A 22379-nucleotide genomic window follows, 5' to 3' on the forward strand; every position below is an offset into this window, starting at 1 on the left:
TCCCAGCAGAATGCCTGTCACGGGTTGCTGCGCCGGAAGGTCGGGAACCTCTGCCGATCCGTACACGCACAGACCGCAGAGGACACGCGACCAGTTCACTTGCTTGGCGGATCTGCGCACTCTTCGAAGACCACGACCGCGGACGTTCAGAGCAGGTCGAGGAGCCTGGAGGCGTAGGCACGTGGGTGGGTGAGGTTGCCGTTGTGGCCGCCAGGGAACTCCTCAACCATGGCCCCGACTAGGGCCGCCAATTCGTGTGCGCACCTGTGGTCGAACACGTTGCCCGGGGTGGTGCGTCCGACGGCGGGGATGATGCGGGTGGCGGTGGTCTTGAGTGCGGTGATGTCCAGCGTGTCATGGACGATTGCGCTGAAGTCGTTCCGGATGAAGAAGTCGAAGTTCGCCTTCCGCTGGTCGTCCATCGGGTGTTGGGTGAGGCCGTGCTCGGTCTCCTGTTCGCCGGGCCGGATGCCGAGGACCTCGGCGATCTTTGCGATGCTCCCGGCGAGTCCCTGGTCGCGGTAGAGCCGCTGGAGGTCCTGCAGTTCCCGCTCGTGGTGACCGCGTTCGAGGTCGGGCAACAGGGCAGGTGCGACGGGTTCGTGGGCGATGAGTACGTCGAGCTGTTCGGGGTGGCTGACAGCCACGTGCAGGCCGAGCACGGCGCCGAAACTGCAGCCGAGCATGCGCGCGGGCGCATCGGTGACCTCGGCGAGCAGCCGGTGCACGTCGTCCGCGTGCTCGGCCATGGTCGCGCCACGCGCGGGGTCGTCCAGCGTGCTGCGGGACAGGCCGCGACGGTCGTAGGTGACCACGGTGTAGTCGGCGGTTAGCTGGTCTACCAGGTCGATCGTACGGCCGGCGTCGCCTTCACCGCTCTGGGAGACGAGCAGGACGGGCCCAGCGCCGCGGACCTCGTAGGACAGCTGGGCGCCCGGGACGCGGAGAGTTCGCTTCATGGGGGAAATATATCAGACTTGATGCATCTTTTTTAATGTAAATTGGTCGCATGAACGGAGTGGACCTTTTCCTGCTTGGCCGGACGCTGATGAAGATCGGTGAGGAGGCCATGCCGGCCGAAGGCATCGGGCCGCAGACCACCAGTGTCCGCACCGTTTTGGTGGTCGTCTCCGACCTGCGTGCCCATGGGGAGACCTCCGTCGGCGAGATCGCCGCCCGTACCGGCCTGCCGCAGAGTGCGGTGTCTGCCGCCGTGGCGCGGCTGAAGGCGGCGGGCTCCGTCGTGACTGGTCCCGATCCCGCCGACCGTCGCCGGACTTTGATCAAGGTGGTTCCTGGGGCATCGGAGAGAGTGGCCCAGGTGCGTGCGACATCCATCGACGGCCCGCTTGCGGCGGCGCTCGGGACCGATGATCCCGCAGAGGTCGCCAAGGTGATCGCGCTGCTGGAAGCCCTCGCCTCCCGCTTGACCGGCGGCGCGGCCTCGCATCAGGCGCACCGGTAGGCCGACTCGTTCCCGTGATGCCCGGTCGGCGGTGTGCTCAAGTGGGATCTGGTGGCCGGCTGCCACGGTGCGGCCGCCATCGTCACGCAGAGCTGTGTTCCTCTGGCCGGAGTGGTGGGGCCGTGGAGTAGGTCTTGAGGGTGATGGCGTTGGCGGCTTCCCGGATCGGTTTCATGATCTTCTCGATGACCCTGGCCTTGCCCGGCATGTACGGCATCATGCGCATCATCGCCAGCTGCGCCCAGGCCCGCAGGCGGGTGGCGGGGACCATCTGCTTGACCGCGTCGCGTCCCAGCTCTTGGTTCCGCTCCACGAACGGGCGCATCTCCTGCTCGAAGCGTGGGAACGCGGTGCGATGGTCGCCGTGCGCCGCGGCGAGCTCGCCCGCCAGCACGTAGGCGCCGACCACGGCGAGGCTTGTGCCTTGGCCCGACGCCGGGGAGGGGCAGTAGGCCGCGTCTCCCAGCAGCGCGATCCGGCCGTTCGACCAGCCGGGCATGCGGATCTGGGCGAGGGGGTCGAAGTAGAGGTCGGACGCCGTGGGCATGGCGGCCAGTAGCCTGGGCACCTCCCAGCCGTGACCGGCGAACGCCTCGGCCACGGCTCGGTGTTGCGCGCGCAGGTCATGGCGGTCAGGCCGCCGTTGCGGCGTGGCGAAGAAGAACTGCGCCGTGGCGTCGGCGGAGGGCCGCAGGCCGTAGAGGTTGGCGATGCGACCGGCGGTGGTGCAGACCATCTCCCAGCGGTCCAGGCCCAGGTGGTTGGGGACGCTGAAGACCGCGACACTCAGGCCGAGTTGCCGGGCGAACTGTGACTCCGGGCCGAAGGACAGAGCGCGGACGCCGGAGTGCAGCCCGTCGGCGCCCACCACCAGGTCGAAGGTACGTGGCGGCGCGTGCTCGAAGGTGACCCGCACCCCCTTGACGTCCTGGATGATCGCGGTGATCGCGTCGCCGAACAGGTATTCCACCTCCCCGCTGGTCGCCCGATAGAGGATCTCGGCCAGGTCGCCGCGCAGGATCTCCAGGTCGCCGGGATCGCGGAACCCGATCACGTCGGGGCCGAGCGTCGCCACGGCCTTTCCTGCGCCGGTCAGCCAGGTCCCACCGCGGACGTCCGTGTTGCGATCGCGTACCTGCGTGCCGATCCCCATCCGGTCGATGACGTCGACCGCCACGCCGCGCAGGTCGACCTTGTAGCCGCCGGGCCGTGGCGCGGGCGCTCGTTCCACCACGGTGGGACTGAATCCGTATCGGCGCAACCAGTACGCCAGCGCAGGACCGGCGATGCTCGCACCCGAAATGAGGATGCTGGCGTTCTGCATGTGGCTCTCCCTACTGAGGCTCGGGGGCAATGGTGTAGACCTTACACATGATTGCGTAAGCCTTATACATAATGGCGTATGCTATACACACTCCTGGGATGGATGGCAACCCTGGAGGGGGCGGATGAGCGACGACAGCGGCACCGGGCTGCCCGCGAGTCTCGAAGCGGCGTGGGGCGTACGGAGCCGCTCCGCCCCCGGGCCGAAGCCCGGACTGACGCTGGAGCGGATCGTCGAGGCCGCCGTTCACCTCGCCTCCACCGAGGGCATGGCGACGGTGTCCATGGTGCGCATCGCCAAGGAGCTCGGCGTCTCCACGATGGCGCTGTACCGGTACGTCGCGGCCAAAGATGAGCTGGTCGACCTCATGATGGATGCGGGCATCGGCCCGCCGCCCACCGACCAGGGCGATGACCATGCGGGGTGGCGCGAGTGGCTCACGCGCTGGTCCTGGGACTACCTGGCCGTGCTGCGCCGGCGCCCATGGCTGCTGCAGATCCCCATCACTGGCCCGCCGATCACGCCGAACCAGATCGCCTGGCTGGAACGTGGCCTGACCCGTCTTCGGGGCACCGGCCTCGCCGAGAACGAGAAGCTATCGGTGATCATGCTGCTGGCTGGTTTCGTCCGGAACTGGGCAAGCCTCACCACGATCGTCCACCAGGCCGGTGATCAACGGGCGAAGATCCGCCACGGCAGCGCCCTGTCGAAACTCATCGACCACCAACGCTTCCCCGCCGTCAGCGCGGCCATCGCCGCCGGAGCCATCGATGACGACAGTGACGACCTGGACGCCGAATTCACCTTCGGTCTCGACCGCATCCTCGACGGCATAGACGTGCTCGCCCGCCAGCGCCCCACCTAGTCGGAGCCGACCGGCAGTTTCAGGTCGGCGGTCAGAGGTGGTCGGGGTCTTCATGCGCGAACCGCTGTTGGAAGCCTGAGACCATGGCGAGCAGCCCGGCCTCGAACCACTGGTCATAGAACGCGAGCGCGGCGGGGTCGCTGACAAGGGCCGCGACGTCCGTGCCGGGCGGCGTGCCGACCTGGGCCAGGGCGTGGCCGAGGACGTACACGCCGACGGACTGCGTCACATTGACGAAGGAGGAAATGAGAAGAATTGCCGGATCCGTCACAATGCCTGATGTGATTGTGGACAAGGCGGTCTACTGCAACGGCGTGCGTGAGACCATCACCGGCGATATCAGCGATGCCTTCAACGCCGCCCGCGCCAGAGGCGACTGTTTCCTATGGATCGGCCTGCACGAGCCCACCCAGGACGAGTTCGACCTGATCACCAGTGAGGTGAAGCTGCACCCACTGGCGGTCGAGGACGCCATCAACGCACACCAGCGGCCCAAGCTCGAACGCTATGACGACACCTTATTCGTGGTGCTCAAGCCGCTGCTGTATGTCGAGGAGACCTCCGACATCGAGGTCGGCGAGATCAACCTGTTCCTGGGCGGCGACTTCGTCATCAGCGTCCGCCACGGCCAGGCCAACCCGCTCACCGGAGTGCGCCGGCGCATCGAATCCGACCCCGACCTGCTCGCGGTCGGGCCGGCCGGGGTGCTGTATGCGATCTGTGATCAGGTCGTCGACACCTACTCCCGCATCTCCCACGAGGTCGAGCACGCCCTCATCGCGTTGGAGCGGCGCGTGTTCAGCGGGGAGTACGCCGATGTCACCGAAGACATCTACTCCCTCAAGCGGGAGGTGCTGGAGTTCCGCGCCGCCCAAGATCCCCTGGTGCCGGTCCTGGACGAGATCGTCAAAGGCCGGGTGGAGCTGTGCGCCGTCGCCCGTGACCAGTTCCGGGACGTGCTGGACCACCTGCTTCGGGTGGACACCAAGGTCGATGAGCACGACGAGCTGCTGACCAGCGCCTTGAGCGCGCACCTGGCCCTGGTGGGGCGGGAGCAGAGCGCCGCGGCCATGCAGCAGAACGCCGACATGCGCAAGATCTCCTCGTGGGCGGCCCTCATCGCCGTACCCACCATGATCGCCGGGATCTACGGCATGAACTTCGACTACATGCCCGAGCTGCACTGGCTGCTCGGCTATCCCCTCAGCCTGAGCGTCATGGTCATCTCCGTGATCATCGTCCACCGGCTGCTGCGTAAGAGTGGGTGGCTGTGAAGACCCCGAAGTTCTTCCGCCGCGGGCTGTCTTTGAACAGGCTCCTGCTGGCCGCGGTCTTAGCCTGGATCGTCGTGCTGACCGTCATCATCCTGCTCGATCCCCGAGGTGCCGGCCCCACGCCATGAAGATCGGCAGGCGTGGATGCCGACGTCGTTGGGTGGCGTCGTTGACTTCTGTGGTCACCGCACTAGCCGGCGAACTTCTTCGCGTGGTCCCGGGTCCATTCCACGGCCTTGGCCGCCTCATCGCCGGCAAAGGGCCAGCCAGGCATCCGGCTCAGGCGCTCCACCTGGTCGGCGAAGCGCAGGTGCTCTCGATGAGCGTGTTCCCGGCAGGCGAGGCAGGTGACGCTTTCCGGACGAGGAGAGGTCATCGCATAGGGCACCTGGAGTCCGCAACCGGTGGTGACGACACTCGGTGCATCGGGCACGAGGCCCAACGACGACACGATCACATTGCGGAAGGCGGCGCCGGCCTGCACCACTTTCTGCTCGACGTGGATGTGCGGATCGGTTTCGCTCATCTGCGTCCGCACCTCCGTCCGAGTGGTCCCGGAATCAGACTAATGCGTTGACCGCTCAGGTTCACGGATTGGTCAGGCTGCTCATGGTCGGGCCCCCAGCGTTGCCGACGTTCGCTGGGGCGGGCTCGGTTACGGGGCCAGGCGGTCGGCCGGCTTATGCTCCGGCGGGTGAACGAGCGCCTGGGCGTGGCAGGATCCCAGCCCGGCGTGTCGCCACACATCCCCAGGGAGGGGCCATGGGGGAGTTCGTCGGCGGGGCAGAACAGCTGATGCACCAGATGATCATCGGCAGGAACGTCCTGTCCCAGATACGGCTGATTGTGGCCTCGTGCTCGTGTGCTTACCGAACTGTGAACGCCGTACCGAAACGAACGGAGTGCGCGTAGGGGAGGAGCGCTTCCGGGTCAGTCAACCGGGCAGGTGGGCCACCCAGAGGTCTTCGATGGGCCATCTGCGAGCCCATTCGGAGGTCGCCAGTTCGTAGTACGGGTGGGTGTCCGCGTCCGGCGGGGAGTGGAGTTCGTGCAGGGCGTCCACGACGAAACCGCTGGTGCGCAGGATACGGATCCACTCGCCATGACTGGGATGGAACTCCACCCCGCCGCCGGCGAGGCGGAGGCGGTGGACCTCGCGCTGGGGCCGTATGAGCTGCTCGCTCGCGTGTCCGCGATCGGGCAGGCACAGCGTGACCAGCACGCTGATCGTGTGGAACACCAACCGTCCTCCCGGCCGCAGCAGCCGTGCGGCTTCGGGCACCCAGCGGGCGGGATCACACCACAGACTCGCACCGCACTCGGAGACGGCCAGGTCGAAGCTGCCGTCCGGGAACGGGGTGTCGGCGGCGTCCGCCTCGACGAGTGGGAACGTGATACCGAAGCGGTTCTGGCAGCGCCGCGCGGTGTCGAGCTGGGCTGGGGTCACGTCCACACCGACCACATGTGCGCCCCGCCGGGCCAGCCAGGCCGAGAAGTACGCGGTGCCGCACCCGAGCTCGACCACGTCCAGGCCTTCGACATCGCCGAGCACGCCGAGCTCGCGCTCGGGCACGTTGAAAACGCCCCAGGTGATCTCCTCGGCAGCCCAGGCGCGCGAGGCATGCTGGTTGGTGTAGTCCGCGTTGATCCGGGTCCACCGCTCCCGATTGACCGCGGCATCGGGTTCCCTGCCCGCCATCGGCTCACCACCCTCTGACGGCACGGTAAACCAGGGAAACACGTACGGCCAGCAGCAGTTCTTATGGTGAAATATGCCGAATGGAGCGGGCGAGGCAGCTGCGATCACGCGTTCCGACGCAGGATTTGGACGGCGATCCGCATACCGGCCGGGGTCGCTGAGCCTTCCCGCGTGCTGGATGGTGTCTCAGTAGTCCGACGAAACAACCGCTGGGAATGTGAGGCGACGCGCCAACCTCACAGTTCGGTGGGCTGTCTCGTCGAACTGGTGAGGGCAGATGCGACCAAGGAAAGGCCGGCGACACCATGATCACCCCATCCGAGTCAGGAGATGGCCGGCCCGATCCGAGCCTGAGCGCGATCATGAGCGAGCGGCGTCAGCTGATCAATCTCGCGTACCGGCTCCTCGGCTCCCTGGCCGAGGCTGAAGATGTCGTACAGGAGACGTACGCCCGCTGGTATGCCATGTCCCAGCAGCAGCGGGAAGCCATCGAGTCCCCCGGTGCCTGGCTGACGACGGTCGCCAGTCGCATCTGCCTCGACCTGCTCGGCTCGGCACGGGCCCGGCGCGAGCGTTACGTGGGCGAATGGATCCCCGAGCCGCTGCCCGAGCGCACGGAGTGGATCATCGGGCGGCCGGGCGGCCCCACGGTCGACCCGGCCGACCGCGTCACTCTCGACGAGTCGATCAACATGGCCTTCCTCGTCGTGCTCGAATCGATGACCCCGGCCGAGCGCGTCGCGTTCATCCTGCACGATGTCTTCCGCTACTCCTTCGCCGAAGTGGCCGAGATCGTCGGCCGTACCCCGGCGGCGTGCCGCCAGCTGGCCTCCTCGGCCCGCCGCCGCATCCGCGCGTCGCAGACTCCCGCCACTCCCACAGCCCAGCAGGCCGGCATCGTCAGGGACTTCAAGCAGGCATGGGAAGCCAAGGACATCGACGCCCTCATCGCCCTCCTCGACCCCGACGCCACGACGATCGCCGACAGCGGCGGCCTCGTCAGCGCCATACTCCGCCCGATCGAAGGCGGCGAACAGATCGCGCGCTACGCCATCGATCTCGCCGGCAGGGCACCCGACCTGACGCTCCTGGAGCGTACGGTCAACGGTCAGCCCGGCCTGATCGCTCAACACGACGGCGTCACCGTGGCGGTGTTCGCGTTCGAGGTCGCCGGCGACCGGATCAAGCACATCTGGGCAGTACGCAACCCCGACAAGCTCCGGCCATGGACGGTGGGGCCACAGCACTAGGACCAGCCCAGACGCGTGGCCGTCGAAGCAACCCAGCCGTTACCGAAGGTCCGCAGAAAGCCTCGGCCTTCAGGCCGGGGATGAATGCCATCCCCTTTAGGGGATGGCCCGCCGGAGGCGGGCAGGCCGGAGCGCGTAGCGCGGACCCGGAACCCGTCGGGTCCGCTCCGGGCGTCAGGTGGGTCGGCGTTGTTGTTCGATGTACGCCTTGATGATCGTGAGTGGTGTGCCGCCGCAGGAGGCGGCGAGGTAGGGCGGGGACCAGAACACCCCACCCATGTGGGCGTGGTTGACACGGCCGGTGAACTCCTTGCGCAGGTAGTGCGAGGAGACGCCTTTCAACGAGTTGACGAGCTTGGAGATCGCGACCTTGGGCGGGTAGTTCACCAGGAGGTGGACGTGGTCGTGTTCGCCGTTGAACTCCCGCAGCTCGGCCTCGAAGCTGTCGCAGACTTCGATCATGATGTCCTCGCAGCGGCGCAGCATGGCGTTGTCGAACACGTTCCTGCGGTATTTCGTAACGAAGACCAGATGGACGTGCAGCGCGGAAACTACATGTCGGCCTCTTCTGTATTCATCTTCTATGGCCATAGACCTGATGATAATGTGTTCGAGTCAGGGGTTCCTGGTGAGGGGGTGGTTCCGGTGAGGTTGCGCTACAACTACCGGCTGTACCCGGACGCCCCGGCGCGGGAGCTGCTGGCCCGGACCTTCGGGTGCGTGCGGGTGGTCTGGAACGACGCCCTGGCGCTGCGCAAACAGGCCCGCAAGGCGGGCCTGCCGTGGATCGGCGGCACAGACATCCAGAAGATCTGCGTCACCGCCGCGAAGAGGACCCCGCAACGGGAGTGGCTCGGCGAGGTCTCCCCGGTCCCGTTGCAGCAGTCGCTGCGCGACCTGGACGCGGCGTACAAGAACTTCTTCGACTCGGTCTCGGGCAGGCGGCGCGGCCCGAAGATGGGACTGCCCCGGTTCAAGACCGCGCGCGACCACCGGCAGACGGCACGGTTCAACGCCAACGCCTTCCGTCTGCGTGACAGCGGGAGGTTGTACCTCGCGAAGATCGGCGAGGTTGAGGTCCGCTGGTCCCGCCCGCTCCCGGTCGCCCCGTCGTCGGTGACGGTCATCAAGGACGCGGGAGGGCGCTACTTCGCCTCGTTCGTCGTCGAGGTGCCCGACGATTCTCAGATCCTGCCCGGACTCGACGCGGACCCCGAGAGCGGGATCGACCTCGGGCTGACCTGCTACGCGATCCTGTCGAACGGGGACAAGATCGCGAACCCGAAGTGGTTGCGACGGCGGGAGAACAAGCTCGCCAAGCTCCAGCGGGAGCTGTCGCGCAAGAAGAAGGGATCGGCGAACCGGGACAAGGCTCGGGTCAAGGTAGCCCGCCAGCACGCGAAGGTGGGCGACGCGCGCAAGGACTTCCTGCACCAGGCCACAACCTCGATCATCCGTGAGAACCAAGCGGTGTACATCGAGGATCTGGCCGTGCGGGGCCTGGCGCGCGGGATGCTCGCCAAGTCTGTCAACGACGCCTCCTGGAGTGCGTTCCTGACCCTGCTGGATGGCAAAGCCCACCGCTACGGGCGGACCCTCATCCGCATCGATCGGTGGTTCCCCTCCTCTCAGACCTGCCCCTGCTGCGGCTGGAAGGTCGGGAAACTCGCCCTGGACGTCCGCGAGTGGGACTGCCGGTCCTGCGGCGAACACCACGACCGGGACATCGCCGCTGCACTCAACATCCTCGCCGAAGGCCACCGCCTCCGACGGGAGCAGCACCGAAAGCAGGTGGCCGCCGGGCTGGCGGACACCCAAAACGACTGTGGAGAGCGGGTAAGACCGGGTGAGGCAACTCCGATCCCGGCGCCGCCCGAAACCTGCGCCGCGTGAGCGGCGTAGACGGAAGCAGTAAGAACCCTACGGCGACGTAGGGGAACCCCCGGCCTTCAGGCCGGGGAGGATGTCAAAACATGTGCGCGACGCGCTCGGCCGGGGTCATCGATTCGAACACGACGAGATCCGTGCGACCGGGCAGCGGCTCCGGGATCCATTCGCCCACGTAGCGCTCGTGCCGGGCCCGTGCCGAGCACGTCGAGGCAGATTGATCAGCTGACGCCGCTCGCTCATGATCGCGCTCAGGCTCGGATCGGGCCGGCCATCTCGTGACTCGGATGGGGTGATCATGGTGTCGCCGGCCTTTCCTTGGTCGCATCTGCCCTCACCAGTTCGACGAGACAGCCCACCGAACCTGTGAGGTTGGCGCGTCGCCTCACATTCCCAGCGGTTGTTTCGTCGGACTACTGGGGCACCGGGTCGCAAGGCTCAGACACCGCTGAGATCGAGAAGGGAGACCTCGCCATGCCCACGCGCACGCCGTCTCATCGCACACGCTCAGGTGGTCGTTATACCTCACGCCGCCCACCGAAGACGCGCAGCGATCAACGATGCACTGGCCGGCTTTCTCAACGGAAGTTCTTGAAGCAAACAACCACAAAGGAGGGCTCATGTTCGCCGCTTATGTCACGGTCACCATCTTCGCCTCGGTCTTGAACGGCAGCGCCGCCGTCGTCTACCTGATCGGCCACGAATTTCCAAAGGCTCAGGCGGATATGAAGCGCTTGCCACGGTCGTGGGTACCGGTGTTGGGCATGTTGCTGGCGGCGGGCTCTTTGGGGCTGTTGGGCGGGTTCGCCGTGCCAATGTTGGGGACACTCGCTGCCGCTGGCCTCGTGCTGTACTTCATCGGCGCGCTTCTTGCGCACCTGCGAGTGGGTTCCCGCAAGCTCGTGAATTGGGCCGGATTCTTCGCCACTGCGGTGGCCGCACTTGCCGTGAACCTGGTCTACCACTGGTGGTGATCCGTGGAGACAACCACAGGTGGGTCATCAAGGCCTGTCGTTGACGAAAGTGTTGCCAGGTACACGGAAGCGACGTGGGCCAGCGCAGAGCGGAGATCTCCTGACAGATGTAAGTCTGCGTCGCTGAGTTCGACCGTGGGTACCGGCCCGACAGCGGCGTCGTTGACGATATCCAGGCTGGTCGGCGCGAAGCGCCGATCCTGCATGCGATCGAGCGTCAGCTGGTAGATCGCCTCGCTGAGCTGCAGCGCGGATGTGAAGGTCGCGACATCGGCGGCCACCTGGTTGGAAAGCTCGTCGCATTCGAGGACCCACTACTCAAGATCGGCGGGGGCGACCAGGAGGTCGACGGGCTTGTCTCGACGAGACCCCCACGGTGCCGACCAAGTCCAAAGCTGGGTTGCCACTCACGAATGGGAATCTCACGTCACCATCTTGACCGGTGACGTGAGGTCGAGCAACAATCGTTACCTGCTGAACCGGTGACGCGACTGGGGCTAGTGCGCCGGATTGCAGGCGCACATGGGGCGTTGAACGCGCACGGAAACTGGGCAACCCTCCTGACTGTCCAGTCCACGTGTTAGCCCGGGCCACGTCGTGCCCGACTGCCATAAAGAGGAGACCGGATGGCCGAGGCATGCGACATCGAGGTAGTCGTCTTGGACGTCCTCGGAACGATGGTCGACGAGCCAGGCGGACTTCGAGCGGCGATTCGCGACGCGGTGCCCGCGTCCGACGGTTCGTCTGTCGACCAGTTGCTCACCGTGTGGCGAGAGCATGTCGAGCACGAGCAGCAACGCATCGAGGAAAAAAGCCGGGCATACGCCAACACCGAGATCATCGACCGCGAGGCAGCTCAACGCGTAGCCGACTGTGCCGGGCTCACCGACCCGGTGGCCATTGAGCGACTGGCTACCGCGGGTCAGCGCCTAAAGCCCTGGGACGACTCCCTCGCCGGACTCACGCGCCTCGCGCGGCGATTTCCTGTACTGGGGCTCTCCAATGCCAGTCGCGCGACTCTGCTCCGTCTCAACGCATACGCCGGGCTGCGCTGGCACCAAGCCTTGTCCGCCGAAGATGCCCAGGCATACAAGCCCGCACCGGAGGTCTACCAGCTCGCGGTCGACGCGGCAGGATGTCCGTCAGAGCGCGTGTTGATGGTCGCCGCCCACGCCTGGGACCTTCGCGGAGCTCAGGCGGTGGGAATGCGAACCGCCTACGTTCAGCGACCAGCCGGGGATCCTCCAATGGATACCGACACCTTCAAATGGCGGTCGAACAGCCTGGATGAGTTGGTCGACGCGCTGACGGCGACGTAGAAGCGCCGATCCGATGAATGATTCCCGCGTCCAGGGGTGGACGTTCGCTGAATGGGTGTCGCGTCGAACTCGTATCCCTGAAACACGAGGTGTTACCAGCACGCTGACCGACGTTCCGCTGCAGGTCACCAAGATCGCGCGGATCGAGGTGTCCACTGCCGCAACCGGCCGGCCTCGGCGGTGGACACTTCTGGACTTCGCCGCCGAAGAGACCCACGCCGAGAAAGCCGGCCGAGCAGATGGCCGCCAACCTCGCCCCGACGGGAGGGCTGTACGTCAACTTCAACACGGCGACCGAGGCATTCGTCGTCTTCGCAGGGAAGGTCTGGTCAGGGCGTCGCGGAGGGCGTCCAGCGGTATCGGGACTCGACCACACAGGTTGAATGCGTAGTGTCTGTGAGTCGTGACGGGTTGCTTCCGGCGCGGTACGACGGAGTATGCGGTACGGGCAAAGGGCGCCAGACCCTGGCGGACGATGACCTGCAGGCGCCTCCCAGCATCCGCAACGCCACCGCCTGTCGGCGTCCTTCTCGATGTACAGAGCTGAGTACAGGTAAAGGCTCTGTAGCTGATCTTTGTGACGCGGCTTCAGTCGGGCGGGGCGGTGGCGCATCGGGCGTCGAAACTGCAAGTCGTGGAGGACCTGATCGGAGCCGTCAGGATGTCGCCCACTCGTGCCGCGACGTCCGTTTCAGATCACTGCTCCAGCAATGCACTCATCTGCTGCGTTGAAGAGCCCGTCCCCGAACCCGCGGGTTAAGAATTCCTACTCCTCCTCCGCGAACACGATCTCGCGGCGCTTGCGAATCGTCGGGAGGACGGCGACGACGAGCGCTGCCACGGCCAGGGCCAGGAGCACCGCGGAGATCGGTCGGGTCAGGAAGACCGACGCGTCGCCGCGGGAGATGATGAGCGCCCGGCGCAGGTTCTCCTCAAGCAGGGGACCGAGGACGAAGCCGAGCAGCAGTGGCGCCGGCTCGCAGCCGCACTTGATCAGGATGTAGCCCAGGATCCCGAAGAATACGATCGCGTAGACGTCGTACGCGTTGAACTCCAGAGAGTATGTGCCGATCGAGGCGAACAGGATGATCATCGGGAACAGCACCTGGTACGGGATGCGCAGCATGCGCACCCAGAGGCCGATCAGCGGCAGGTTCAGCAGCACGAGCAGCACGTTGCCGATCCACATCGACGCGATCAGGCCCCAGAACAGCGCCGGTTCGTCGGTGATGACGTTCGGGCCGGGGGTTATGCCGTGGACGATGAACGCGCCGACCATCAGTGCCATGACCGGGTGGGCGGGCAGACCCAGGGTGAGCAGCGGGATGAACGACGTCTGTGCGGCGGCGTTGTTCGCCGACTCGGGGCCGGCGACGCCCTCGATCGCGCCGCGCCCGAACTCCTGCTGCCGCTTCGAGATCCGCTTCTCGACGGCGTACGAGGTGAACGAGGCCAGCACGTGGCCACCGCCGGGCAAGACGCCGAGCGCGGCACCGAGACCGGTACCCCGCAGGATCGGGCCGACGATCCGGCGCCGGTCCTCGCGGGTCGGCCAGAGGTTCTTCACCTTGCTGATGACCGCCGTGCGGGTCTGCTCGTTCTCCAGGTTGCGCAGGATCTCGGCCACCCCGAACATGCCGACGGCGACCGATACGAAGTCGATGCCGCCGTACAGCTCGCGCTGGTCGAACACGAACCGGGGCGTGCCCGTGTAGAGGTCCTGGCCGACCGTACCGAGCAGGACGCCGAGCGCGATCATCGCCAATGCCTTGAGCGCCGTGCCACGCGCCAGCGCGATCGACACGATCAGGCCGAGCAGCACCAGCGAGAAGTATTCGGCCGGGCCGAACTGCAACGCGACGCGGGCCAGCGGCGGGGCCGCGACGGCCAGCGCGACGGTGGCCACCGTACCCGCGATGAAGGACCCGACCGCAGCGGCGGCCAGCGCCGCGCCGGCCCGGCCCTGCCGGGCCATCTCGTGCCCGTCCAGCGCGGTGACCGCCGCCGACGACTCACCGGGCAGGTTGATCAGGATGGCGGTCGTCGAGCCGCCGTACTGTGCGCCGTAATAGATGCCGGCCAGCATGATCAGCGCCGTCACCGGCTCGAAGCTGAACGTGATCGGCAGCAGCATCGCCACCGTCGCCGTCGGCCCGATGCCGGGCAGCACGCCGACCGCCGTCCCGAGCAGCACTCCCACGAAGCAGTAGAGGACGTTCTGGATCAGGAGGGCGGTCGAGAAGCCCAGCGCGAGGTTGTCGAGAAGTTCCATGCCTCAATCCGGATGCCGCGTCAGAACCCCAGCCACGGGCCCCATAGCGGGATCCGCAGCTGAAGTCCGACGACGAAGATGAGCGTGCTGGCCACGGTCAGCCCGGCGGCCACGGCCACGGCCGTGAGCGGCCGTACGCGCGTGCTGGCCAGCGTGGTGAGCAGGGCGGTCACCGCCGACGTCGGTACGAATCCGAGGCCTCGCACGGTGAATCCGAAGAACAGGACCGCGAGCACGATGACGGCGACCGCACGCCAGGGGATCGGCCCGAACGAGACCACCTCGCCGGCGATGAGTCCCTTGATGACGATCGCCAGGCCCAGGGCGGCCACGGTCGCGCCGACCAGCAGCGGGAAGGCGCCGGGGCCCATCCGTAGTGGGGTGCCCAGCTCGTAGCCGAGCGACCCCACCACGAATGCGCCACCGATCAGGATGAAGATCGCCCCGGCGAGGACGTCCGGGAAGGATCGGCGGCGCTCCACCTCAGGAGGCCTTGACGCCGGCGTCGGCGATGACCTTTGCCCAGGTGCCGAGCTGCTCTTGGAGCTTGGCCCGGTGCGCCTGCGGGGTCGCGTTCTCGGCCGGGACCGGCGCGGTGCCGAGCTTGGCCATCTGGTCGATGACCTTTTGGTCGGCCAGTGCCGTCTTCAGCGCCTCGGACAGCTTCTGGACAACCTCCTGCGGTGTGCCGGCCGGGACATAGAGACCGTGCCACACGCTGACCTGGAGCTTGGGCAGCCCGGCCTCGGCCGTGGTGGGCAGGTCGGGCAGGCTCTTCACCCGCTCCGGCGTGGTGACCGCGTACGCCTTCACCTCGCCCGCGGAGATCTGGCCGCTGGTGTTGGTCGTCTGGTCGCACATGAAGTCGACCTGGCCGCCGACGAGGTCGGTCAGCGCGGGGCCGGTGCCCTCGTACGGGACCTCCTGGAGCTTGACGCCGGCGGCGGTCTGGAACAGCAGGCCGCACAGGTGGGACGCGGCGCCGATGCCGGCGTTGGCCAGGGTGACCTTGCCGGCGTTCGCCTTCACGTACGTGACGAGGTCCTGGAGTGTCTTGGGCTCGAAGTCCTTGCGGGCGACGATCGTCATCGGCACCTCGGTGACGAGTCCGATCATCTCGAAGTTCTCGAGCGGCTTGTAGCCGAGGTTCTGGTACAGGGCGGGCGCCGTGGACATGCCGATGTGGTGCATGAGGACGGTGTAGCCGTCGGGCTCGGCCCGCGCGACCTCGCCGGCGCCGACCGTGCCGCCGGCGCCCTCGACGTTCTGTACGACGATCTTGGTGCCGAGCTTGGCGGCCATCGGTTCGGCGATCATGCGGGTTACCGTGTCCGTCGGGCCGCCCGCGCTGAACGGTACGACGAACGTGATGTTCTGGTCCGGGTAGCCTGCGCTGGTAGCGCCACCACCGGTGGGGGCGCCTCCGCTACCGGAACAGGCGGCGACGAGCGAAACGACGCCGATCGCGGCGATCATCCGCGCGGCGGCCCGGCACCTGCTGGTCGTTCTCATATCGCGGCCTCCTCGTCAGCGCATTCGCGTTCGTCGGTGAGTGCGCCGCCTCAGTCTGGGCGGGCAGGGACGCGGATGGTGTCAGAGAAATCCCAAGGAATGCGCCGAATGTCAGAGAAATCCCAAGAACTGAAGGGGCTAACGCGAGCGTGGACCCGGGCCGTACAATCCGGTATGCGGATCACCATCATCGAGGATGACGACCGCGTGGCGCGGGGACTGGTGACCGTCCTGGCCCAGGCGGGTTTCGAGGTCCACCGCATCGCCACCGCCGCCGAGGCCGTGCGTGCCGCCCCGTCCGATGTGGTCCTCGTCGATCTGGGCCTGCCCGACGGCGACGGACTCGACGTGATCCGTAAGCTGCGTGACCGCCCGGAGACCGCCGTTATCGCCGTGACGGCACGTTCGGAGGAGCACGAGCGGGTACGCGGCTTACGCGCCGGCGCCGACGACTACATCGTGAAGCCGTTCGGGATCCCGGAGTTGCTGGCGCGGATCGACGCGGTCCTGCGGCGTACCCGGGTGGCGCGTGCCCTGAGCCATCCGGACGAGCCGCTCGTCCTCGGCCCGATGCGGATCGGCGTCGGCACCCGCGAGGTCACCGTCAACGGCACGAACGTGACGCTGACCCGCAAGGAGTTCGAGCTGCTCCTGCTGCTGGCCCGGCGCGCGCCGAACGTGGTCAGCCGCGACGTCATCCTCGACCAGATCTGGAGCGCGACTTGGGAGTCCTCGAGCCGTACCCTGGACACCCACATCGCGGCGTTACGGCACAAGCTCGGGCCGGCCGTGGTCATCCGCACGCTCCACGGGGTCGGCTATCGGCTCCTGGCCGACGAGCCGGAGCCGATCGGCTGACGCGCCGTGCACCGTCGCCTGCTAGTCGTCCTGGTGCCCCTCGCGGTGCTGCTCGTCGCGGCGCTCGGGATGCCGCTCAGCGTCACCGTGGCCGAGCGGGAGATGCAGGAGACGTATGTCGACCGGCTCAACGACGTCGGCCGGTTCACGTCGCTGGCCGAGACCGCGTTGTCGACCGGGCGGACCGAGGCGCTCCAGCAGGAGCTGGCGCGCTACCACGAGCTGTACGGCATCCCGGTCGCGGTGATCGACACGTCGGGCACGGTGCTGTTGGGGCCGACGGGTGCGTACCAGGAGGCGGCGCGGGCCGAGCCGGCGTTGCCCAGGATCGTGACCGCGGCGCTGGCCGGGGCGCGGCCCGAACCGTCCGGGGAATGGGCGCCGTGGGACGACTCCGCACTCGTGGTCGCGGAGCCGGTGGGCCGGGACAGCGAGGTCGTCGGCGCCGTCGTGACGATTTCCGACCTGTCGAAGACGCGCCATCGCATCCTCGTACGCTGGGCCCAGCTCGCCGGGCTCGGCCTGCTGCCGTTGATCGCGCTGGTGGCCGTCGCCTGGCCGGTATCGGCGTGGGTGCTACGGCCGGTGCGCGAGCTGGACGCGGCGAGCTCGCGGATCTCACAGGGCGACCTGACCATCCGGGCGGACGCCGAGGCCGGGCCGGTGGAGCTGCGGCGGCTGGCGGAGTCGTTCAACACCATGATGGACGCGGTCGAGAACGCGGTGCAGCGGCAGCGGGCGTTTGTGTCGGATGCGTCCCATCAGTTGCGCAATCCGCTGACCAGCCTTCGGCTCGCCGTGGAGAGTCTGGAACCGCATCTGGGCGTGGCTGGTAACGGGCGGCAGGTGTACGACGTCGCTGTCGATGAGGTGAAGGCGATGCAGCGGATGCTGAACTCGTTGCAGGCCAGTGCGCGGATGGAGAGCATACGTACGGCGTCGCCGGTGGATCTTGACGCGGTACTGGCGACCCGGGTGGACCGGTGGCGGGCGTTGACGGCGACGGCGGGGCAGACGTTGGCGGTGAATGTGCCGCCGGGGTTGCGGTTGCTGGAACCGACGGGTGGGCTGGGGAGCATCCTGGACGAGCTGATCAGCAATGCGTTACGGCTGTCGGACGCGCAGGTGGTGGAGGTCAGCGCCCGCGTCGTCCCCGGGGGCGTGGTCGCGATTGCTGTCCGTGACGACGGTCAGGGCATCGACGCGTCCGAGCGGGCCCAGGCGCTTCGGCGCTTCTGGCGGTCGCCGCGGCACCAGAACGTGTCCGGGACCGGCCTGGGACTGGCCATCTGCGCCGATCTGGTCGGGGCGGCCGGGGGCGAGCTGCGGCTGGAGGAGGGCCTGCCGCGTCCGGACGGGTCCGGGCACGGATTCGCCGCTGTGGTCACGCTACCGGTCGTACCGCGGGTGGAGTCGTCGCCCGACGCCCCGACTCCGTCGCCCGTCTGAGGCCCCGAGCTCCGTCGCCGGCCTGTCGCTGTCCCAGGTCAGCGCATGTGTCAGCGCATGTGTCAGGGCTTGGATCAGCGCTTGGATCAGGGCTTGGGTCAGCGCTTGCGGTCGCGGAACCAGGCGGCCGCGCCCGGATGGAGCGGGATCGATGCGGTGGAGATCCCGGTACGCACGTTGATCTGCCACGCTTCGGGAACGGCCTCGGGAATGGCTTCGGCGTCGTCGCGGCCGCCAGAGGTGATCGTTCCGGTATGCGTAAAGATCGTGTCAGTGATGGCGTGCACCAGGCCATCGGGCAGGTCGTTGCGCACGAGAAGCACGTTCGGCACAGCGATGGTCCGGGTGGCCGGGACACCGGCGTAGGCAGTCGCGGGGATCACGGCCGGAGTGTAGGGACCTGGGAACGCCGTGAAGAGCGCGTCCGCCTGCGCGTCCAACGGGATCAATCGGATCGGGTGCCGCTGCGCCAGCTCCGTGATGGCGGGCGTCGGGACCCCGGTCAGGGAGAACATCGCATCGATCTCGCCGTCGCGCAGTGCCGCCGCCGATTCGGCCTGGCTGAGGTGCCGCCCGTCGGCGTCCACCAGTCCGAGCTCCAGAACCCGCAGTGACGTGAACTCTGTACCCGAGTCGCGGGCCCCGAGGGATATGCGCTTGCCCTCGAGGTTCCGGAACTCGCCGATCGCCGAACCGGCCATGACCACGAGATGCAGGTGACTGTCGTACAGCCGACATATCGCTGAGAGCCCCTGGGGCGCGCTGCCATCGGTCGTGATCAGCGCGTCCAGACTTGTCAGCCCAAGGTGCACCTCACCGGCCCGCAGCATCCGAATGTTGTCGGTGGATGCCCCGCTCGGCACAGTGCTCACCGTGGCACCCGGCACCTGCTCGGAGATGTGCTCGGCCAGCGACCCGCCGATGCGCCGGTACACCGCCCCCGCCGGCCCGGTGGCCAGCCGCAGGTGAACCTTGTCGACCTCGGGCTGCTGGGAGCAACCGACGAGCAGCCCTCCGGCGGCAAGGAGCACCGCCCGCCGGTTGAGCCGTCGCTCCAGGTTCAGCACCATGCCGAGATGATACGGACGGCGGCCGTCGGCCGCCGATGACATCAGCGTCTCATCAATGCACCGCATCCACGTCACCCTGCGACCGCTCTCCGGCAAGGTTGCATTGCTACTTGAGGAGTTGCCTGGCCATGACCATCCTCTGGATCTGGGTGTTCTCCGATGCGTGATCTGGTCATCTGCGAAAATACTTCGATCATGCCGATGAGCAGCAGTTATGCTTGCGGGCGTTTCACATCACTTCTCGCTGATTCCGATGCTCCCACGGAACAGCGACGGAACACGAGCAGAGCTTGGAGGCCGCTGTGGCGATGCCCAAGAAGGGCTCGCGGCTCATCACCGTCGACGGCACCGTCTACCGCTGGCGTGTCAGCCACAGGCCGGCCTACAGCCAAGGCAACAGCTGGAGCCCGCTCAGCTTCGCCGTTGAGCGAGCCGAGGAGCCGGAAGGCGTTCTTGTGGTGTCGCTCCCCTGCGCCCGGCCGGACAACTCGCTAGGAGAGCGAACGATCGCGATCCGTCCCATCCTTGTCATCGGATGCATCCGGCGGGCCGTCGAACAAGGATGGAACTCGGGGCAACCGGGCTCGGGATCCACCCTCACCGTTACTGAGGACGAACTGGCCGTGCTCCTGGGCGAGCCGCCTCAATACCTGATCCCCTTCCTCTGGGGCATGATCCCGGAAGGTGGGGGCATCGAAGACCTCCCTCGATGCACTCAGATTTGGAGTCGAGAGAAGCCGGGCGCCAACCAGGCGCCTTCTGATGGTCGGCTCCCTGCCGATGCCGGAGATCGGCTGACACCATCACCGGAAAGCGGCCCCCGCTCGGTCGACGGTCATCCGTTGCCCTGACTCGGATTGATCATTTCCGGGAGAAGGTGCCGTGATGCTGGAATCCGCGGCATAAACGCCATCCCCGACGGCGGTGCTGCGCTTCGGTGCGGTCACACGGCAACGGGGCGCGCCCACCTCGGGCTAGTGCCGCGCTAGTGCGGTGCTAACACGGAGCAGAAGCATACTGCGGCATGGCTCTAGTGCTGGTGGCCTGCCAGGTCTTGCTCGCTGCGGTGTTCGCCGTGTCAGCTTTCACGAAGCTGCGTAGCGGCGCGGCGCTGCGGGCTTTCTCGTCTTCTCTGGTGATGTTGCCCGTGCGGGTTCGATGGTCGGCGGCCGTGGTGGTGGCAGCCGCGGAGGCCGTCGTGCCCGTCGCGATGCTGTTCCCAGCGCTGGGGCTGACCATGAGCGGGGCTCTGCTGGTTTGTTTCTCGGCGGGGATCGCCATTTCCATCCGACGGGGGACGCGGGCGTCGTGCCGCTGTTTCGGCGCTTCGGAGGTCCCGCTGGGCCCGTCGCACCTGGTGCGCAACAGCCTACTGCTGGCGGTGGTCGTGCTGGGCGGGGCAAGTCTGGCAGTCCCCGGCGATCTCACGGCTGCCGGGCTGGCGATCGCGGCAGTTGCTGGTCTGGTCGGAGCCACCCTATTGATCATCTTCGACGACATCGCCGATCTGTTCATAGAGAGACACGGGGAGCGTGTGTGATGGAATATCTTGCCGCGGCCGTTGTCGTGGTCGGGCTGCTGTCCGTGGTGAATCTGCTGCTGATGGTCGGCGTGATCCGTCGGCTCCGCACGTTGGCCGCGCAACCCGCGTTCGGTCCGCCGATGATGGATGGGCTTCTCATCGGCGAGAGAATGCCGGAGTTCGCGGCAATGACCACCGCCGGCGAGCCGGTTTCGCATGGGCTTCTGGGCGGGCCCGCGCTCATTGGCTTCTTCTCCCCGGGCTGCCAGCCCTGTGAGGAGTTGCTGCCGCGGTTCATCGCACGAGCCCGCCGGTTCTCAAGCCAGGCTTTCGCCGTGGTGGTCGCCGATCCCGATGAGGACGTCGCCGAGGAGATCGAGCGCCTGGGTGACGTGGCGAGGGTCGTGGTCGAGGCGCCGATGGGTGACCTGCAGAGCGCATTCAAGGTCCGCGGGTACCCAACCGTCTACGTGATCGATGCCGACGGCACGGTAGCGGGCACCGACCTGGACGCGCCGGCCTTGGTGGGAGCATGATCCAATCCACAAAGGCAGCCGCGGCGGTCGCCTACCAGCAGCAGAAGGAGGAGGTCCTGCAGTGACCGCCTCGATCCGCCTCGCCACGGGGTGCGCTGTCGTTGTTCTCATCGCGCTGATCGTACGGCTGCGCCGGGCGTACTCGATCATCCGCGTGGACGGCTACAGCATGGCCCCCACTCTGACCGACGGCGACCGGCTCCTGGCCCGGCGAGTGGCCCCGTCGGCCCTGCGAAGCGGCCATATCGCCGTGGTGCTCAGCCCACTGCCGATGGGCAGCCCGTTCCTCATCAAGCGCATCGCCGCGCTGCCCGGCGATCGTGTCCCCCAATCCGTGCGGCCACTCGTCCCCGATGCCCGTGTACCCGACGGACAACTCATCCTGATCGGCGACAACACCGACGCCAGCTTCGACTCTCGCGACCACGGTTACTTCCCCATCGCCGATATCCACGCCATCACCATCCGAAAGCTAACCCCTGCCAGAGACCCCAGCAGAATGGAGAGCGAGCCAGTAAGAGATTTTTTCGTCCCAAATCGAATCGGCAACATAGAAATGGAGCAAACGAAATGATGCGGTCCATCGGAAATCTCGGCGATCGTCTTCTTGCGCTGGTCGTTCGAGAACACCGCGCTGCGGCGGACGAGTGCGTCACGGAATATCGCTGCGGTCCGTACGCCTGTAACCCCGGACTCATGGATTACAAGGTCAGGAGGCAGGTCAGAACTGTCTGCCGGGTGTCCGGTGCACAGCCGTGGCGGAAGACAAATTATTGCTGCTACATTTGATGCCGACCGAGGGCTTGGAGTACCTGGAGATGTGCGCGCTAGTATGTCTGTAGGTTATCTGGCCCTCATCTTGGATCCACGGCGTGAACATGGGGGCGAGGGTCCGAAAGGCAAGTGAGGTGCCCTTTGGGCTGGGAGGATGGGAGTTCTTGACGCTTCCAGCCGCCCGCTCCAAGGGCACCTCGTGCTGACCCGAAAATTCGACCTTCACGTGGGCAGGCGGCAGCGAACCCCGAGCGGCAATGAGCGATGATGCTTCGCGGTGAGTTGTGTCAGGTCGGCTCGGGCTCGATGAGGACGGCCTTGCCGTTGCG

The 22379-nt window shown here is 67.0% G+C and carries 24 protein-coding genes and 1 pseudogene; 14 read left to right on the top strand and 11 right to left on the bottom strand.

The genetic code is table 11. The annotated features are described in order from the left end of the window. Window positions 1-146: 146 nt before the first annotated feature. Window positions 147-959 carry an alpha/beta fold hydrolase gene (locus EJK15_RS28565; protein ID WP_138713563.1) on the bottom strand — a complete coding sequence of 271 codons (813 nt, stop codon included), beginning with the start codon at window positions 957-959 and terminating at the stop codon, window positions 147-149. Window positions 960-1009: 50 nt separating this feature from the next. Between EJK15_RS28565 and EJK15_RS28570 the strand changes: the two genes are divergently transcribed. Then, window positions 1010-1465, top strand: coding sequence for a MarR family winged helix-turn-helix transcriptional regulator (locus EJK15_RS28570; protein ID WP_138713564.1), 456 nt, complete (start codon window positions 1010-1012; stop codon window positions 1463-1465). A gap of 82 nt (window positions 1466-1547) precedes the next feature. Here the strand turns inward: EJK15_RS28570 and EJK15_RS28575 are convergent, their stop codons facing one another. After that, window positions 1548-2789 carry an FAD-dependent monooxygenase gene (locus EJK15_RS28575; RefSeq protein ID WP_138713565.1) on the bottom strand — a complete coding sequence of 414 codons (1242 nt, stop codon included), beginning with the start codon at window positions 2787-2789 and terminating at the stop codon, window positions 1548-1550. 124 nt (window positions 2790-2913) lie between these two features. On the opposite strand from EJK15_RS28575, the gene EJK15_RS28580 reads away from it, so the two are divergent. Then, window positions 2914-3654 carry a TetR/AcrR family transcriptional regulator gene (locus EJK15_RS28580; protein ID WP_138713566.1) on the top strand — a complete coding sequence of 247 codons (741 nt, stop codon included), beginning with the start codon at window positions 2914-2916 and terminating at the stop codon, window positions 3652-3654. Window positions 3655-3685: 31 nt separating this feature from the next. Here EJK15_RS28580 and EJK15_RS28585 read toward each other — a convergent pair whose 3' ends face one another. Further along, window positions 3686-3883, bottom strand: a complete 198-nt coding sequence (locus EJK15_RS28585) for a hypothetical protein (RefSeq protein WP_138713567.1) — start codon at window positions 3881-3883, stop codon at window positions 3686-3688. Window positions 3884-3926: 43 nt separating this feature from the next. Between EJK15_RS28585 and EJK15_RS28590 the strand changes: the two genes are divergently transcribed. Together EJK15_RS28590 and EJK15_RS76450 are read left to right on the top strand one after the other, a co-directional pair. Further along, window positions 3927-4928 carry a magnesium and cobalt transport protein CorA gene (locus EJK15_RS28590; protein WP_240777270.1) on the top strand — a complete coding sequence of 334 codons (1002 nt, stop codon included), beginning with the start codon at window positions 3927-3929 and terminating at the stop codon, window positions 4926-4928. After that, window positions 4925-5056, top strand: coding sequence for a hypothetical protein (locus EJK15_RS76450; protein WP_276615438.1), 132 nt, complete (start codon window positions 4925-4927; stop codon window positions 5054-5056). Before EJK15_RS28590 ends, EJK15_RS76450 begins: the two co-directional genes overlap by 4 nt. Before the next feature lie 62 nt (window positions 5057-5118). Here EJK15_RS76450 and EJK15_RS28595 read toward each other — a convergent pair whose 3' ends face one another. Continuing rightward, complete coding sequence (locus EJK15_RS28595) at window positions 5119-5454, bottom strand: hypothetical protein (RefSeq protein WP_138713569.1); 336 nt, start codon at window positions 5452-5454, stop codon at window positions 5119-5121. 408 nt (window positions 5455-5862) lie between these two features. Beyond that, window positions 5863-6627, bottom strand: coding sequence for a class I SAM-dependent methyltransferase (locus tag EJK15_RS28600; RefSeq protein ID WP_138713570.1), 765 nt, complete (start codon window positions 6625-6627; stop codon window positions 5863-5865). Between the two features lie 305 nt (window positions 6628-6932). Here EJK15_RS28600 and sigJ point away from each other — a divergent pair, with 305 nt between their 5' ends. Further along, window positions 6933-7877: an RNA polymerase sigma factor SigJ gene (gene sigJ, locus EJK15_RS28605; protein ID WP_138713571.1), complete on the top strand. Its 945-nt coding sequence runs from the start codon at window positions 6933-6935 to the stop codon at window positions 7875-7877. 174 nt (window positions 7878-8051) lie between these two features. Here sigJ and tnpA read toward each other — a convergent pair whose 3' ends face one another. After that, window positions 8052-8468, bottom strand: a complete 417-nt coding sequence (gene tnpA, locus EJK15_RS28610; protein WP_138713572.1) for an IS200/IS605 family transposase — start codon at window positions 8466-8468, stop codon at window positions 8052-8054. Window positions 8469-8522: 54 nt separating this feature from the next. On the opposite strand from tnpA, the gene EJK15_RS28615 reads away from it, so the two are divergent. Together EJK15_RS28615 and EJK15_RS28625 are read left to right on the top strand one after the other, a co-directional pair. Further along, a complete protein-coding gene (locus EJK15_RS28615; RefSeq protein WP_138713573.1) occupies window positions 8523-9770 on the top strand; it encodes an RNA-guided endonuclease InsQ/TnpB family protein in 1248 nt (415 codons plus the stop codon). Window positions 9771-10384: 614 nt separating this feature from the next. Next, window positions 10385-10738: a DoxX family protein gene (locus tag EJK15_RS28625; RefSeq protein ID WP_138713574.1), complete on the top strand. Its 354-nt coding sequence runs from the start codon at window positions 10385-10387 to the stop codon at window positions 10736-10738. Here the strand turns inward: EJK15_RS28625 and EJK15_RS28630 are convergent. After that, window positions 10723-11040, bottom strand: a pseudogene (locus EJK15_RS28630) (hypothetical protein); the annotation flags it as partial. The gene EJK15_RS28625 and the pseudogene EJK15_RS28630 overlap by 16 nt on opposite strands. A 324-nt stretch (window positions 11041-11364) precedes the next feature. Between EJK15_RS28630 and EJK15_RS28635 the strand changes: the two are divergent. Then, window positions 11365-12057, top strand: coding sequence for a haloacid dehalogenase type II (locus tag EJK15_RS28635; RefSeq protein ID WP_138713576.1), 693 nt, complete (start codon window positions 11365-11367; stop codon window positions 12055-12057). Window positions 12058-12823: 766 nt separating this feature from the next. Here EJK15_RS28635 and EJK15_RS28640 read toward each other — a convergent pair. From EJK15_RS28640 to EJK15_RS28650, 3 genes are read right to left on the bottom strand one after another with little or no spacing between them, the layout of a single operon-like run. Continuing rightward, window positions 12824-14329 carry a tripartite tricarboxylate transporter permease gene (locus tag EJK15_RS28640; RefSeq protein ID WP_138713577.1) on the bottom strand — a complete coding sequence of 502 codons (1506 nt, stop codon included), beginning with the start codon at window positions 14327-14329 and terminating at the stop codon, window positions 12824-12826. 20 nt (window positions 14330-14349) lie between these two features. Next, window positions 14350-14811, bottom strand: a complete 462-nt coding sequence (locus EJK15_RS28645; RefSeq protein ID WP_138713578.1) for a tripartite tricarboxylate transporter TctB family protein — start codon at window positions 14809-14811, stop codon at window positions 14350-14352. Between the two features lies 1 nt (window position 14812). Continuing rightward, the gene (locus EJK15_RS28650; RefSeq protein ID WP_138713579.1) at window positions 14813-15841 is read right to left on the bottom strand and encodes a tripartite tricarboxylate transporter substrate-binding protein; all 1029 of its coding nucleotides are present in this window, start codon (window positions 15839-15841) and stop codon (window positions 14813-14815) included. Between the two features lie 174 nt (window positions 15842-16015). Here EJK15_RS28650 and EJK15_RS28655 point away from each other — a divergent pair, with 174 nt between their 5' ends. Together EJK15_RS28655 and EJK15_RS28660 are read left to right on the top strand one after the other, a co-directional pair. Continuing rightward, window positions 16016-16699, top strand: coding sequence for a response regulator transcription factor (locus EJK15_RS28655; protein ID WP_138713580.1), 684 nt, complete (start codon window positions 16016-16018; stop codon window positions 16697-16699). A gap of 6 nt (window positions 16700-16705) precedes the next feature. Then, window positions 16706-18148, top strand: a complete 1443-nt coding sequence (locus EJK15_RS28660; RefSeq protein ID WP_138713581.1) for a HAMP domain-containing sensor histidine kinase — start codon at window positions 16706-16708, stop codon at window positions 18146-18148. A gap of 98 nt (window positions 18149-18246) precedes the next feature. Here EJK15_RS28660 and EJK15_RS28665 read toward each other — a convergent pair whose 3' ends face one another. Continuing rightward, window positions 18247-19218, bottom strand: coding sequence for a TAXI family TRAP transporter solute-binding subunit (locus EJK15_RS28665; protein ID WP_138713582.1), 972 nt, complete (start codon window positions 19216-19218; stop codon window positions 18247-18249). Between the two features lie 302 nt (window positions 19219-19520). Here EJK15_RS28665 and EJK15_RS73005 point away from each other — a divergent pair, with 302 nt between their 5' ends. The 4 genes from EJK15_RS73005 (at window position 19521) to EJK15_RS28685 (ending at window position 21850) form a co-directional block, all read left to right on the top strand. Next, window positions 19521-20069, top strand: coding sequence for a hypothetical protein (locus EJK15_RS73005; protein WP_206061152.1), 549 nt, complete (start codon window positions 19521-19523; stop codon window positions 20067-20069). A gap of 173 nt (window positions 20070-20242) precedes the next feature. Then, entirely contained in the window at window positions 20243-20758 is a 516-nt protein-coding gene (locus EJK15_RS28675; protein WP_138713583.1) for a MauE/DoxX family redox-associated membrane protein, read from the top strand. Beyond that, window positions 20758-21276: a TlpA family protein disulfide reductase gene (locus tag EJK15_RS28680; protein ID WP_138713584.1), complete on the top strand. Its 519-nt coding sequence runs from the start codon at window positions 20758-20760 to the stop codon at window positions 21274-21276. The genes EJK15_RS28675 and EJK15_RS28680 overlap by 1 nt, the downstream gene beginning before the upstream one ends. 61 nt (window positions 21277-21337) lie before the next feature. Continuing rightward, window positions 21338-21850: a S26 family signal peptidase gene (locus EJK15_RS28685; protein ID WP_138713585.1), complete on the top strand. Its 513-nt coding sequence runs from the start codon at window positions 21338-21340 to the stop codon at window positions 21848-21850. Window positions 21851-22379 lie beyond the last annotated feature (529 nt).

Origin of the sequence: Nonomuraea basaltis, from assembly GCF_005893125.1 — a bacterium.
In the GTDB taxonomy this organism is placed as follows: domain Bacteria; phylum Actinomycetota; class Actinomycetes; order Streptosporangiales; family Streptosporangiaceae; genus Nonomuraea; species Nonomuraea basaltis.